Annotated in this window: 12 protein-coding genes; 6 read left to right on the top strand and 6 right to left on the bottom strand. The window is 53.5% G+C overall.

Annotated features, from left to right (window positions below; translation table 11 throughout):
• Window positions 1-60: 60 nt before the first annotated feature.
• Window positions 61-792 (top strand): tol-pal system-associated acyl-CoA thioesterase, encoded by a 732-nt coding sequence (gene exbB / locus AB6731_RS15495; RefSeq protein ID WP_014171611.1) that lies wholly within the window; start codon window positions 61-63, stop codon window positions 790-792.
• Window positions 793-796: 4 nt separating this feature from the next.
• Entirely contained in the window at window positions 797-1,222 is a 426-nt protein-coding gene (gene exbD / locus AB6731_RS15490; RefSeq protein ID WP_014171610.1) for a TonB system transport protein ExbD, read from the top strand.
• Window positions 1,223-1,267: 45 nt separating this feature from the next.
• Here the strand turns inward: exbD and AB6731_RS15485 are convergent, their stop codons facing one another.
• Together AB6731_RS15485 and AB6731_RS15480 are read right to left on the bottom strand one after the other, a co-directional pair.
• Window positions 1,268-1,720 carry a hypothetical protein gene (locus AB6731_RS15485; protein ID WP_050737296.1) on the bottom strand — a complete coding sequence of 151 codons (453 nt, stop codon included), beginning with the start codon at window positions 1,718-1,720 and terminating at the stop codon, window positions 1,268-1,270.
• A gap of 1 nt (window position 1,721) precedes the next feature.
• Window positions 1,722-2,126 (bottom strand): hypothetical protein, encoded by a 405-nt coding sequence (locus AB6731_RS15480; RefSeq protein ID WP_371006532.1) that lies wholly within the window; start codon window positions 2,124-2,126, stop codon window positions 1,722-1,724.
• A 102-nt stretch (window positions 2,127-2,228) separates the two neighbouring features.
• Here AB6731_RS15480 and AB6731_RS15475 point away from each other — a divergent pair, with 102 nt between their 5' ends.
• Together AB6731_RS15475 and AB6731_RS15470 are read left to right on the top strand one after the other, a co-directional pair.
• Complete coding sequence (locus AB6731_RS15475) at window positions 2,229-2,732, top strand: ESA_00282 family adhesion-associated protein (RefSeq protein ID WP_020883663.1); 504 nt, start codon at window positions 2,229-2,231, stop codon at window positions 2,730-2,732.
• Window positions 2,733-2,813: 81 nt separating this feature from the next.
• Complete coding sequence (locus AB6731_RS15470; RefSeq protein ID WP_014171606.1) at window positions 2,814-3,302, top strand: TIGR00645 family protein; 489 nt, start codon at window positions 2,814-2,816, stop codon at window positions 3,300-3,302.
• A 53-nt stretch (window positions 3,303-3,355) separates the two neighbouring features.
• Here AB6731_RS15470 and AB6731_RS15465 read toward each other — a convergent pair whose 3' ends face one another.
• Both AB6731_RS15465 and AB6731_RS15460 read right to left on the bottom strand, forming a co-directional pair.
• Complete coding sequence (locus AB6731_RS15465; RefSeq protein WP_032680300.1) at window positions 3,356-4,396, bottom strand: aldo/keto reductase; 1,041 nt, start codon at window positions 4,394-4,396, stop codon at window positions 3,356-3,358.
• A gap of 148 nt (window positions 4,397-4,544) precedes the next feature.
• Window positions 4,545-7,091 (bottom strand): autotransporter domain-containing protein, encoded by a 2,547-nt coding sequence (locus tag AB6731_RS15460; protein ID WP_371006531.1) that lies wholly within the window; start codon window positions 7,089-7,091, stop codon window positions 4,545-4,547.
• A gap of 553 nt (window positions 7,092-7,644) precedes the next feature.
• Here AB6731_RS15460 and AB6731_RS15455 point away from each other — a divergent pair.
• Window positions 7,645-9,192, top strand: coding sequence for a methyl-accepting chemotaxis protein (locus tag AB6731_RS15455; protein WP_032678967.1), 1,548 nt, complete (start codon window positions 7,645-7,647; stop codon window positions 9,190-9,192).
• Window positions 9,193-9,272: 80 nt separating this feature from the next.
• Here the strand turns inward: AB6731_RS15455 and AB6731_RS15450 are convergent, their stop codons facing one another.
• Both AB6731_RS15450 and yghU read right to left on the bottom strand, forming a co-directional pair.
• Entirely contained in the window at window positions 9,273-9,605 is a 333-nt protein-coding gene (locus AB6731_RS15450) for a glycine zipper domain-containing protein (protein WP_020883667.1), read from the bottom strand.
• 160 nt (window positions 9,606-9,765) lie between these two features.
• The gene (gene yghU, locus AB6731_RS15445) at window positions 9,766-10,635 is read right to left on the bottom strand and encodes a glutathione-dependent disulfide-bond oxidoreductase (RefSeq protein ID WP_032678965.1); all 870 of its coding nucleotides are present in this window, start codon (window positions 10,633-10,635) and stop codon (window positions 9,766-9,768) included.
• A gap of 213 nt (window positions 10,636-10,848) precedes the next feature.
• On the opposite strand from yghU, the gene gss reads away from it, so the two are divergent.
• The gene (gene gss, locus AB6731_RS15440) at window positions 10,849-12,711 is read left to right on the top strand and encodes a bifunctional glutathionylspermidine amidase/synthase (protein ID WP_025203162.1); all 1,863 of its coding nucleotides are present in this window, start codon (window positions 10,849-10,851) and stop codon (window positions 12,709-12,711) included.
• The last annotated feature ends 49 nt before the right edge of the window (window positions 12,712-12,760 follow it).

Raw genomic sequence — 12,760 nt, 5'->3', positions numbered from 1 at the left:
TCGACGACGTTTTGATATTATTACGGTCAGATTTTGTGATTTGCGTCCTGGAGATACAGAGTGGGTAATAATTTGATGCAGACGGATCTCTCCGTCTGGGGCATGTATCATCATGCTGACATCGTGGTTAAGATTGTGATGATCGGCCTGGTTCTGGCGTCCGTGATCACCTGGGCTATCTTCTTCAGTAAGAGCGTCGAACTGCTGTCGCAGAAGCGTCGCCTCAAGCGGGAACAACAACAACTGGCTGAAGCCCGCTCGCTGGATCAGGCCTTAGACATGACCTCATCCTTCCATGGAAAAAGCCTGACCACCCTGTTAGTCAACGAAGCACAGAACGAGCTGGAACTCTCCGCAGGCAGTGAAGATAACGAAGGCATTAAAGAACGTACCGGCTTCCGCCTGGAGCGTCGCGTTGCTGCCGTTGGCCGCCATATGGGCCGCGGTAACGGTTATCTGGCCACTATCGGGGCGATCTCACCGTTCATCGGTCTGTTCGGTACGGTCTGGGGCATCATGAACAGCTTTATCGGCATTGCGCAGACGCAGACCACCAACCTGGCGGTGGTTGCGCCAGGGATTGCCGAAGCGCTGCTGGCGACCGCAATCGGTCTGGTCGCGGCCATTCCTGCGGTCGTCATCTATAACATCTTCGCGCGTATGATTGGCAACTATAAAGCCACGCTCGGTGACGTCGCCGCGCAGGTGCTGCTGCTGCAAAGCCGCGATCTTGACCTCAATGCCAGCTCCGTTAAACCGGTGCATGCGGCGTCTAAACTGCGCGTAGGTTGATTGTATGGCGATGCGTCTTAACGAAAATCTGGACGATAACGGCGAAATGCATGAAATCAACGTGACGCCGTTTATCGACGTCATGCTGGTTCTGCTGATTATCTTCATGGTGGCTGCGCCGCTGGCGACGGTCGACGTGAAGGTGAATCTGCCTGCCTCTTCCAGCCAGCCGCAGCCGCGTCCTGAGAAACCTGTCTATTTGTCGGTGAAAGCGGATAAATCGATGTTCCTCGGCAACGACCCGGTGACGGATCAGTCTGTTATCCCGGCGCTGGATCAGCTCACCGGCGGCAAGAAAGACACCACGGTCTTCTTCCGCGCGGATAAAACCGTCGATTACGAAACCATGATGAAGGTAATGGACACGCTGCATCAGGCGGGTTATCTCAAGATTGGGCTGGTCGGCGAAGAGAAAGCGGCCGCGAAATAACAAAGAAGCTGGCGAAAGCCGGCTTTTTTTATGCGTGTCGGGCGATCAGTTTTTTGTCTCAGTGGACGCAGGCGCAGGCGCGTGGGACGCCAGCGCGTCTTCATCAAGCGCAACGCAGGTGACGTTTGACGTGCGGTACTCGCCGTCAGACAGTTTGCGCGTCAGACGCAGGGTGGCCACTTCTCTGGCGAGCAGATACTGATAATGGGCCTCCAGACGCCCGAGAAGCTTCTCTTTCAGCTCAGGCCGCTGTTCGATGAGGGTATTCATCACCGCGCCGTATATCTCTTCCTTCACCTGCAGAGGATAAATCTCGCGGCGATTATGCCATTTCAGGCGTACCAGCGTCGCCGGGATCGATACCAGGTCCTGAGTTATTCGCGTCATCTCGGCATTTTTTGTGTTTCGCAGTGCATCGAGATTTTGCTTTAAGATAAATTCATCACTTTTTTTGTTATCTAAAGCCAAATAAACGTCGTTATCTTTAATTTCTTTCACGTTACTCTTCCCCCAGGTTATAAAAAATAGGGTTATTGGTTTCACGCGTAATAAGATTAAGCCAAATTTCATTGCCGGCTTCGTTTATTTCTTTGGTTTTTTCCGCGATTATTTGACTTAATTTCTGGGCATCTATTTCACCTTCGGCCTGCAGGTCATTCAGCAGGTGGACAAAGGCTTCTATTTTAACGGCGCGAAATAACCGGTCCTTTATATGACGGTCGTGCTCTTCCAGTAACATATTACGGGATTTACCGGTGCGAGAAATGCCTATTAATATGTCAGACTCGTAATCAGAGAGCTTTCTTTTCCCCTGAGTGAAATTAGCCTCTTTTTCTGCTTCCGTCGTTTGCTGTTCCACAGGCGCAATGTGGTACTTAGCCGGGACGAGGTAGTCGGGCAGCATTTTAATTTCCTTTAATTACAACAGGGTGGGGTTGGTAAAGGCGTGAGATTCGTTGACAATATCATGAGGCAATTTTAAAATCAAAAAAAATGGAGCCTACCCATGAACAGCATTTTTTTTACGGTCATCACATTACTATTACTGACCGCTGGTGTTCTTTTATTGATGCAGGAGTTCAATAAAACGCAAGTGTCGAAAGACGCCAGTGAACCTCCGCTACCTGAACTGATGACAAAAGAGGAAGGTGAAGACCACTTCTCCGTATTGATGAACTCGGTTACACCGGTTTGGTACTGGCGGGTGAACCATGAATATATCGACTTTTTGCACGCGACAATTAAGCGAATGAAAATGTCGGAAATTAATGACACGCCTGGGTTGTTTGAAGCGCAGCGCCGCTGCAGCGACCTGAATTCCGCGGTGTATAAATATTATGACAATATCAAAAAGCGTTGCCTTAACGGTGAGAAGGTCTCCTGTTCCGATCTGGACGTATTAAACCTGCGCCAGTGTTTTCGTGAGTTCAGCCTGGAGGCGTATCCGGAACTGGTGGTGCTGGTCTGGCCGGAGTACGCGCGCCCGGACGTCAATCCTGACAATGTCTGAACGTAGAACGAGTGAGTTGTTGCAAACAGTCAGCGCCGTTGAGATATACTGGGCGCTGGTTTCGTTTGCAGACAGGACTTTATGGAACGCTTCTTTGAAAACGCGATGTACGCCTCTCGCTGGATACTGGCACCCGTCTATTTTGGCCTTTCGCTGGCGCTGATTGCGCTGACGATTAAGTTTTTCCAGGAAATCTTGCATGTTCTGCCGAACATCTTTTCCATTGCCGAAGCAGATTTGATTCTGGTTCTGCTTTCGCTGGTGGATATGACGCTGGTGGGCGGATTACTGGTGATGGTGATGTTCTCCGGCTATGAGAACTTTGTCTCTCAGCTCGATATCGACGAGCGCAAAGAGAAGCTCAACTGGCTGGGCAAAATGGATGCCTCGTCGCTGAAGAATAAAGTGGCCGCGTCGATTGTGGCGATCTCATCTATCCACCTGTTACGCGTATTCATGGACGCCAAGAATGTCCCGGACAACAAACTGATGTGGTATGTGATTATCCATCTGACGTTTGTGCTGTCTGCGTTCGTGATGGGGTATCTGGATAAGATCAGTAAGAAGTAATTTTCCACCCCTCTTCCCAAGGGAGAGGGGTGACGTGAGCGCGACAGACCGCGCTATTTATCCGACGACGCCTGCCACAAATTCAATTCCCCATCCGCAACATGCTGGTCAATCCTTTTCAGCTCATCGTCGCTAAAGCGCAGGTTATTCAGGGCCTGCACGTTCTCTTCGATCTGCTCCGGACGGCTCGCACCAATCAGCACGGATGTCACGCGTTCATCCTTCAGCAGCCAGCTCAGTGCCATTTGCGCCATCGTCTGACCACGGGCCTGTGCCATCTCATTCAGTAAACGCAGGCTGTTCAGGTTGGCTTCAGTCAGCATGTTTTCCGTCAGACCGCGCACCTTCTTGCCTTCACGCTGCATACGAGAATCTTCAGGAATACCGTTCAGGTATTTTCCGGTCAGCAGACCCTGCGCCAGCGGCGTAAACGCAATGCAACCCGCCCCGTTTTTCTCAAGCGTATCCAGCAGGCCGGTGTGATCGACCCAGCGGTTGAGCAGATTGTAGGACGGCTGGTGGATAAGCAGCGGGATCTTCCACTCACGTAACAGGTCCGCCATTTTCTGGGTGCGCTCCGTGGAGTAGGAGGAGATACCAACATACAGCGCTTTACCGCTCTGCACGGCCTGGGCCAGCGCAGCGGCGGTCTCTTCCATCGGCGTATTTTCATCCACGCGGTGAGAATAGAAAATATCCACATACTCCAGCCCCATGCGCTTGAGGCTCTGATCGAGGCTGGCGAGCAGGTATTTGCGCGACCCGCCCGACCCATACGGCCCCGGCCACATGTCATAGCCTGCTTTGGTTGAGATGATCAGTTCATCGCGATACGCAGCAAAATCTTCCCGCAGCAGACGACCCATGTTTTCTTCCGCGCTTCCCGCCGGCGGGCCGTAGTTGTTGGCAAGATCGAAATGGGTAATGCCGAGGTCGAAGGCTTTATGCAACAGCGCCCGCTGAGAGTCGAGAGGCTGTACGTGGCCGAAACTATGCCACAGACCAAGCGACAGTGCCGGCAGGCGCAGGCCGCTTTTTCCGCAGTAGCGGTACTGCATATTTTCGTAGCGGGCGGGGTAAGGGTGCCAGGACATGATGTCTCCTTTCTTGTCGATGAATTTTCGAAACAACGTTTTCATTCTGTGCTTATCAAATCACAAATCCTGTTGATAAGCGATGACATGTCTGACCACCCGGAATGATTAAAGCCCGGCAGCATCAGACTGACCGGGCGTTCACTCGTCAGAAGCTGTAACTCATCCCCGCCTGCACGCTGGCATCGTTGTCCACGTCACCGGTGCCGACATACACCCCGGTATTGAGCGTGAAGTTATGCGCGATGGTTGCATTGATGCCTGCTCCGAAGATCCCCATCGTGTTGTTATGGCCGGAGGTGGTGTGGTAATCCGCCGCCTGAATATCAGTATCGTCGCTGAACTCTTTCTGGAAGCGTGCGTCGATCCACGGCATCATCTGCACGTTCTTGTTCAGATCGCGAAGCGTTGTGGTGAGTCTCAACCCGACCCCACTGTTCCAGGAAGAGACCTGACTGTCGGCGAAGGTCACTTCACTGTCGGAGAAGCCGTTTGCTTTGGTTTGATCCCAGCCTAAGGTGGCGTAAGGTTGCAGCAGGGTTTCACCTGGCAGCAACACGTTCACACCGGTACGCGCCTGCGCCATATACAGGGTGCCATCCGTCGAACCGTGCAGTGCTTCGGTCATGCCGCTGGTATTCCCCGTCACGTTATTCGCAGACAGGGTGTACCGCATATCGCCATAGCTGAAGCTACCGTCGGCAAACATACCCCATGTTCTGCCGTTAAGCGCCTGCTGCCAGCCACCGTATAGGCTGTAGTAATTACCGTAGACGCTGTCATTAAAGCTATCAGCGCCGTCATGGGTATCCTGCACGCGGCTGCGTGTCCATGCCAGTGCAATACCGCCAGTGACGCTATCACCGTTGTCCAGATGCGCCGTCCAGTCCACGCCACCCTGAGCGCCCTGGGTGATGCTCTTATAGTCAACATCATTGCTGAAATTGCCATTCTGATAGAGGAAATCACCCCAGACCTGCGCACCTTCCTCCTGCTTGCCGAGCAGGTTAGCCAGATGCACCTGATTCATATGGTTGCTGATATCATCAGCCACCTGATGTCCGGCCTGCTCGGCAGCGTCCAGACCGGCAACAAGGCCCTGAACGTCGCTCGCGAGGCTGCCCTTCTGGCTGTTAAATTCGATATTCCACGACTGCGTATTATCGGCGGTAAGGCGTGTCTGCGGCGCGGTATCTACGGCCACAATATTCAGACTGTTGTCATAATTATAAGCGCCGCTACGGTTTTCAACATTCTGTTGGCCATTTGTGAAGGTAGCCGCTGCATAATTTTGCGGGGTGCTGGTGCCTGAAGTGGTGAACGTACCCAGAATCACGTTCTGCTGATTTTGTGCCGAGGGAGTAATGCTGTTGACGACAACGGCGTTATTAACCCCGGTGATATTGCCGAAATCAACAAAGCTGTCGGTGCTCATATTTACCATCGCATTACTGCCGGTGGTAGTAGCGACAAGCGTTGAGCCATTTTGCAAACTCCAGCTGGTGGCATCGTTAATTTTATCAATGGCGATGCTGTTATTGCTGGTCGTGTTCACCGTCTCGAACTGACTAATTTCACCAGAAACAGAACTGCCGGCATCCATTGACAGCGTGTCGCTACCGTCACCGCCATCAACATTGCCGTTAACATGAGAATTATTGGTCAGCACGACCGTATCATCGCCCGCACCGGTTGTAATATCACCATTTACGGTGGCATTGTTTTGCAGTGTGATGGTGGTATTGCCGCTGTTTTGACCGGTATTTACCGCACCATTAATGGTGCTGTTATCCACCAGAACAGAATTCGCTGAACTGCCGTTCAGGGTAATATTGCCATTCACGACGCTCTTATTAGTAAACGTAAGTGATGTCGACCCCTTTTCATTAATAACGCCAATATCGCCAGTGACGGTACTGTTATTCAGGGCCAGGGAATCGGCCTGGGTGCCGTACATGGCGATGGCAAGATCGCCCACGCCATCCAGGTTGATGTCACTGAACGGCTTATACTCGCTGAGTTTTTCGGCCAGGTCGCCCATGTTCTGCGCGATTTCACTCTGCGAGGCATCGACGGTGGCTCCGGTCAGCGTAATGCGGGTATCCGATTGATCGCTCCCTGCATAAATACCGCCCTTATCCATTGTACTGTTGCTGAGGGTAATATCCTGTTCGCCAGCACCGGCGCTTACAATGCTGCCGTGCAGCGCGCTCCCGTTCTCAATATTGACGGTGTGGTAGCCTTTATCCAGGGGATCGAGATAAATTGCTGAGCCCATCATATAGGTTTTATCACGCTGGTAATTGCCTGTGCTGTTTTCACCGTTCAGCGTCGCGCCATCAACCGTCACGGTGGTATTGGTGGTCGCGCCTCCGCTACCGACTTCAATCATATCGGCCGTAGCGCCGTTATTCAGGGTGATATTCGCGGTACCGCCGTTGCTTCCCTGGATATAGTGGCCTGACATATCCGTTCCGGATACCGTTAATGACTGCGTGTCGCCATCACCTCGATGACCATCCATGAAAATATTATTCGCCGTGGCGTCGGCCATAACCGCATTTGTCACACCGGGATTTTGATAAAAGCTGTCATCGGTATATTTCGTTAATCCACAGGTTTGCGTCGTCACGCCATCCTCACACGGTGTCGCTGCCGTCATTGCTGCCTGGGTACCGAAAGAGGTTAAAGCCATTAAGACACACTGCGAAAGCAATGTGCGGTTCATAAATTTACGCATCTGAAACTCCGTTAATAAAAAATCGTCGCCATCCTTGTAAAGGAATTTATTTAATTTAAGAAATTTCTCATAAGTGAAGGATGTAATGAAATTTGAAAAATGGGGAGGTAAGTTATTGGGGTATTTAAATCAGGAAATCTGATAATTAGGTGTTAATATATTTATGTGATAAATAGAACTGAATAGTTACCCTGCAAATTAAGCGGGTTTTCGCGAAAGGGTAGCGCTATTGATTGACGCAACCTGTTGATGAGGTACTCCTCAGGAGGTATGACCGTTAATTTAATGCGCTGCAGTTTTACATTTATTTATCCACTGACAAAGTAAAACACATTCTTAGCAGGGTAATTTTCCCCTTCGAAAATGTCTCTTTTTTCTGAATGAACACAGGGGCAGTAAAAATTTTAATAAAAATAATGCGTGAAAGGTGATGAATTTGCTCATTCCTGCCGATAACGAGGGTAAGACTCGCCTCTGGGCGAATTCACCCTCACGGCAAGGAAGACTTATGAATATGTTGCGTAATTTCACGATCCGTTTCGTCATGCTGACGATTCTCGGGATCTTTTGTTTAATGTGGGCGGGCGTGGGGCTTTACAGCACCTGGTCTCTGTCACGGGTATCAGAGGGCAATGAGGTGGATCGCCAGCTGGTCAAACAGATGACCATACTCAGTCAGGGTAACGATCAGTATTTTCGCTTTGTGACCCGGTTGAGTCGCGCGATGGAAGTGAAAGCCGCGGGTGGCACACCGGACCTGGCCCCTGCCCAGCAGGCGCTGGACAATATGGGGAAGAAACTGGCTGAGATGAAGGCAATCTCACCAGGACCGATGGATGAGCAAGTTTCAGCTCAGGTGATCGGTAGCTGGCAGGCTTTGCTTGAGCAGGGCGTAACGCCGCAAATGCAGCAGGCGAAGCAGTCCTCTCTGGAGGGCTACCGTCAGCAGGCGAATAACATCACCCCTCCGCTGAGTCGTGCGTTTGGTGCTGCTGCGGAGAACTTTAACAACGCGGCCGCCCGGGCACTCGACAGCACCCGAGTCGTCGTAGACAGCCTGACCAGCATGACCCGCACGGTGATTATCACCGCCACGATTATTGGCCTGTTAATACTGCTCTTCACCGACCGTTACCTGGTGGCGATGCTGGTAAAACCGCTGGCTCGCATTCGCCAGCAGTTCCGCCAGATTGCCCAGGGCGATCTCAGTCAACCGATTGAACCGTTCGGTCGCAACTGCGTGGGTCAACTGGTTCCTCTGCTGAGCGCGATGCAGGATAGCCTGCGAGAAGCGGTGAGCTCTATTCGCTCCGGCAGCGAGAATATCTGGCGCGGCGCGACGGAGATCTCCAGCGGTAATAACGATCTCTCGTCCCGTACCGAAGAGCAGGCCGCCGCACTGGAAGAGACGGCGGCCAGCATGGAACAGCTGACCGCCACCGTGAAGCTGAACGCGGAAAGCGCGCGTCAGGCCAGCCAACTGGCGGATGTGGCGTCAACAACGGCCAGCCGCGGCGGCTCGCTGGTGGAAGAGGTGGTGACCACCATGAGCGGTATTTCTGAGAGCTCGAAGAAGATTGCTGAAATCACCAATGTGATCAACAGCATTGCCTTCCAGACCAATATCCTGGCGCTCAACGCTGCCGTGGAAGCGGCGCGCGCGGGCGAGCAGGGACGTGGGTTTGCCGTCGTGGCCGGCGAGGTGCGTAACCTGGCAAGCCGCAGCGCCAACGCGGCAAAAGAAATTGAGGGATTGATTACCGATTCCGTTTCCCGCGTTGAGCAGGGCGCAAAGCTGGTGGGCGACACGGGCACCACCATGGATGCCATTTTGCGTGATGTGACGGAAGTGACGACCATCATGAAGCAAATCGCGTCTGCGTCTGAGGAGCAAAGTAAGGGGATTTCGCAGGTGGGTATTGCTATCACGCAAATGGATGGCGTGACACAGCAAAACGCCTCGCTTGTGGAAGAGGTCTCGGCAGCGGCCTCCGCGCTTGAACGTCAGACCGAAGAGCTCCAGCGGTCGGTGCAGAAATTCCGCCTCTCGGCTTAATCACTGTTAAAAGGCCGCCGTGTGCGGCCTTTTTTTCGGTTAAATGCAGGCGAACCAAACGGAGCGCCGCCTGCCGCTTATCAGTGGGTGGCTTCACCAATCAGTGCGCCAGAGCCGGCACCGACGGCGGCCCCTTTCAGTACGCTGTTGCCTGTTACCGCCGCAGCACCTGCACCCACCACGGCACCCACCGCACCGCCTTTACGCGCAGCTTTACCTTTGTCGCCGTTTTTGAACATCGCACCGGTACCCGCGCCAACCACCGCACCGCCTACCGTGGATTTCAAATCTTTGCCCGTGGCTGCGCCAATTGCCGCACCGGCCACTGCACCGGCGGCGGTTTTATCTATCGCCATACCAGAAGTGGAAAAGATCAGGGTGCTGATAATCAGCGCTGTTTTCATCAATTTCATAACAAATCCTTTGTGACTGCTGTCGGTTGAGTCCGCTTTCCTCGTCATCTGATCTGAGAAAAACGTCCGCATAGTGCCAGTAATACCGGCTCAACCCTTAAGCAAATCATGCCCCTGGCAGGGATCCCTGTTGCCGGGCGGTGGTCCGCCCGGCAGAGAATTACGCCTGACGCTTGTCTTCTGTATGGGTCTCGAAGTCGCTCGCCGCGTGGCGTTCGTGGAGCTGCTCGTTGAGCTCGCCGCTGGTGCGGTTAACGATACGCCCGCGCTTCACGGCAGGGCGGTGTGCCACATCTTTCGCCCAGCGCTGAACGTTGGTGTACTTCTCAGCGTCGAGGAACTCGGCGGCGTTATACACGCTACCCAGCGCCACGCAGCCGAACCACGGCCAGACCGCCATATCGGCGATGGTGTACTCTTCACCGGCCACGTAGCGGCTACGCGCCAGCTGTTTATCCAGCACGTCGAACAGGCGTTTGGCTTCCATCGTGAAGCGGTCAATCGCGTACTCAATCTTCACCGGTGCGTAGTTATAGAAGTGGCCGAAACCGCCGCCGAGGAACGGGGCCGCGCCCTGCAGCCAGAACAGCCAGTTCAGGGTTTCCGTACGTCCCGCCGGATCTTTTGGCAGGAAATGGCCGAACTTCTCTGCCAGATAGAGCAGGATGCTGCCGGATTCAAATACGCGCGTGGGCGGTGTCGTGGAGTGGTCACGCAGCGCCGGAATTTTCGAGTTCGGGTTCACTTCAACAAAGCCGCTGGAGAACTGGTCGCCTTCACCAATGCGAATCAACCATGCATCGTACTCGGCACCCGTCACGCCAAGCGCCAGAAGCTCTTCCAGCATGATGGTCACTTTCTGCCCGTTTGGTGTGCCCAGAGAATAGAGCTGCAGGGGATGCGAGCCCACGGGTAACTCTTTCTCATGCGTCGCACCGGAGATCGGACGGTTAATATTGGCGAATGCGCCGCCGCCGTTCTTTTTCCATTCCCACACTTTGGGTGGCTGATAGGTATTTTCGTCTGACATGTTGGCCTGCCTTTTTTGTGATGTGTTGAGGGAGTGTAGCAGGAGTTCATGGGAGGGTTTAGCGAACTGAGCGCAATACATTTCCCCTTCGCGCCACGCTACACAGACAGCGGAACGGGTGTATGATAAATCCCACCTCTGTCAGGTTAATTACAACGTGCAGACGACGACAACCCTTTCAACATTGCCGCCTGCCCGTTTTAGGTTGGATACATGCGTAAAGGAAAGTTAAGCAGTGACGCGCCATTCGGGACGTTATTAGGTTATGCGCCGGGTGGCGTGGCGATTTACTCTTCAAACTACGGCAGTCTCGATCCGCGTCGTTATCCGGAAGACGCGGATTTTCGCAGCTATATTGGCAATGAATACATGGGCCACAAGTGGCAGTGTGTTGAGTTCGCCCGCCGTTTTCTGTTCCTCAATTATGGATGTGTTTTCACCGACGTCGGTATGGCGTGGGAGATCTTCTCTCTGCGCTTTTTGCGCCAGGTCGTGAACGATAACATCCTGCCGCTTCAGGCCTTTGCCAATGGGTCGAAACGCGCGCCGCAGGCCGGGGCGTTGCTTATCTGGCAAAAGGGCGGGGAGTTTCATGAGACCGGCCACGTTGCCGTGATCGCGCAACTGTTAGACGATAAGGTGCGCATTGCCGAGCAGAACGTTATTCACTCTCCGCTCCCGCTCGGGCAGCAGTGGACGCGCGAGCTGCGAATGACCGTTGAGAACGGTACTTACACGCTGCATGACACCTTTAACGATACCGAAATTCTCGGCTGGATGATCCAGACGGACGACACGGAGCACAGCATCCCGCAGCCGGAACTCGACGGTGAACTGCTGAAAATCAGCGGTGCGCGGCTGAAGAATAAACGTCAGTTTGACGGGAAATGGCTCAACGAAAACGACGCCCTGCAGCAGGCATATGTCCGTGCAAACGGCCACTTTATCAATAAAGATCCCTGCCAGTATTTTACCATCACCGAAAGTGCCGAGCAGGAGCTGATCAAAGCGACCAATGAACTGCACCTGATGTACCTGCACGCGACCGACAAAGTGCTGAAGGACGATAACTTACTGGCGCTTTTTGACATCCCTAAAATCCTCTGGCCGCGTCTGCGCCTCTCATGGCAGTGGCGTCGCCACCATATGATCACCGGTCGTATGGATTTCTGTATGGATGAGCGTGGCATCAAGGTTTACGAGTACAACGCCGATTCCGCCTCCTGCCACACGGAAGGGGGATTAATCCTCGAAGAGTGGGTGAAGAACGGTTATCGCGGTAACGGCCACAATCCGGCGGAAGGTTTGCTGGAAGAACTTACCGGCGCGTGGAAGCACAGCCATGCGCGTCCGTTCGTGCACATCATGCAGGACAATGACGTCGAAGAGGATTATCACGCGCTCTTTATTCAGCGCTCTCTGCTGCAGGCCGGGTTTGAAACCAAAATTCTGCATGGGCTTAACGCTCTCAGCTGGGATGCAGCCGGGCAACTGATTGACGATGAAGGCCGTCACGTTAACTGCGTGTGGAAAACCTGGGCGTGGGAGACGGCGATAGAGCAGATCCGCGAGGTGAGCGAAACCGAATACGCCGCCGTGCCGATCCGCACCGGGCATCCGGCAGGTGACGTACGGCTGATTGACGTCCTGCTGCGTCCGGAAGTGCTGGTGTTCGAACCGCTGTGGACGGTTATTCCCGGCAACAAGGCGATCCTCCCGGTGCTCTGGCAGCTGTTCCCGAATCACCGTTATCTGCTCGATACCGATTTCGAGGTTAACGACCTGCTGAAACAGACCGGTTACGCCATCAAACCGATTGCCGGACGCTGCGGCAGCAATATCGATCTGATTAGCGCCGGGGATGAAGTGCTGGATAAGTCGAGCGGCAAGTTTGTCGATCGCAAAAATATCTACCAGCAGCTGTGGTGCTTGCCGAAGGTGGATGGCAAGCATATCCAGGTCTGTACGTTTACCGTGGGCGGTAACTACGGCGGAACCTGTCTGCGCGGGGATGATTCGCTGGTGGTGAAGAAAGAGAGCGACATCGAACCGTTGATTGTGGTGAAAGACAAGTAAGCTGTTCCGGCTGTCAACACACACCCGCAAGTGTTCCTTGCGGGTGTTT

Origin of the sequence: Enterobacter sp. RCC_40, assembly GCF_041360735.1 — a bacterium.
GTDB classification, from domain to species: domain Bacteria; phylum Pseudomonadota; class Gammaproteobacteria; order Enterobacterales; family Enterobacteriaceae; genus Enterobacter; species Enterobacter ludwigii.
The sequence above is the reverse complement of the archived record's forward strand: the minus strand, read 5'-3'. Positions and strand labels throughout refer to the sequence as shown.

Coding starts and splice junctions, on each gene's coding strand:
- yghU (WP_032678965.1), bottom strand. CDS start 10,635: ATGTCAGACGAAAATACCTATCAGCCACCCAAAGTGTGGGAATGGAAA.
- AB6731_RS15480 (WP_371006532.1), bottom strand. CDS start 2,126: ATGCTGCCCGACTACCTCGTCCCGGCTAAGTACCACATTGCGCCTGTG.
- AB6731_RS15460 (WP_371006531.1), bottom strand. CDS start 7,091: ATGGCTTTAACCTCTTTCGGTACCCAGGCAGCAATGACGGCAGCGACA.
- AB6731_RS15455 (WP_032678967.1), top strand. CDS start 7,645: ATGAATATGTTGCGTAATTTCACGATCCGTTTCGTCATGCTGACGATT.
- exbD (WP_014171610.1), top strand. CDS start 797: ATGGCGATGCGTCTTAACGAAAATCTGGACGATAACGGCGAAATGCAT.
- AB6731_RS15450 (WP_020883667.1), bottom strand. CDS start 9,605: ATGAAATTGATGAAAACAGCGCTGATTATCAGCACCCTGATCTTTTCC.
- AB6731_RS15475 (WP_020883663.1), top strand. CDS start 2,229: ATGAACAGCATTTTTTTTACGGTCATCACATTACTATTACTGACCGCT.
- AB6731_RS15470 (WP_014171606.1), top strand. CDS start 2,814: ATGGAACGCTTCTTTGAAAACGCGATGTACGCCTCTCGCTGGATACTG.
- gss (WP_025203162.1), top strand. CDS start 10,849: ATGCGTAAAGGAAAGTTAAGCAGTGACGCGCCATTCGGGACGTTATTA.
- AB6731_RS15465 (WP_032680300.1), bottom strand. CDS start 4,396: ATGTCCTGGCACCCTTACCCCGCCCGCTACGAAAATATGCAGTACCGC.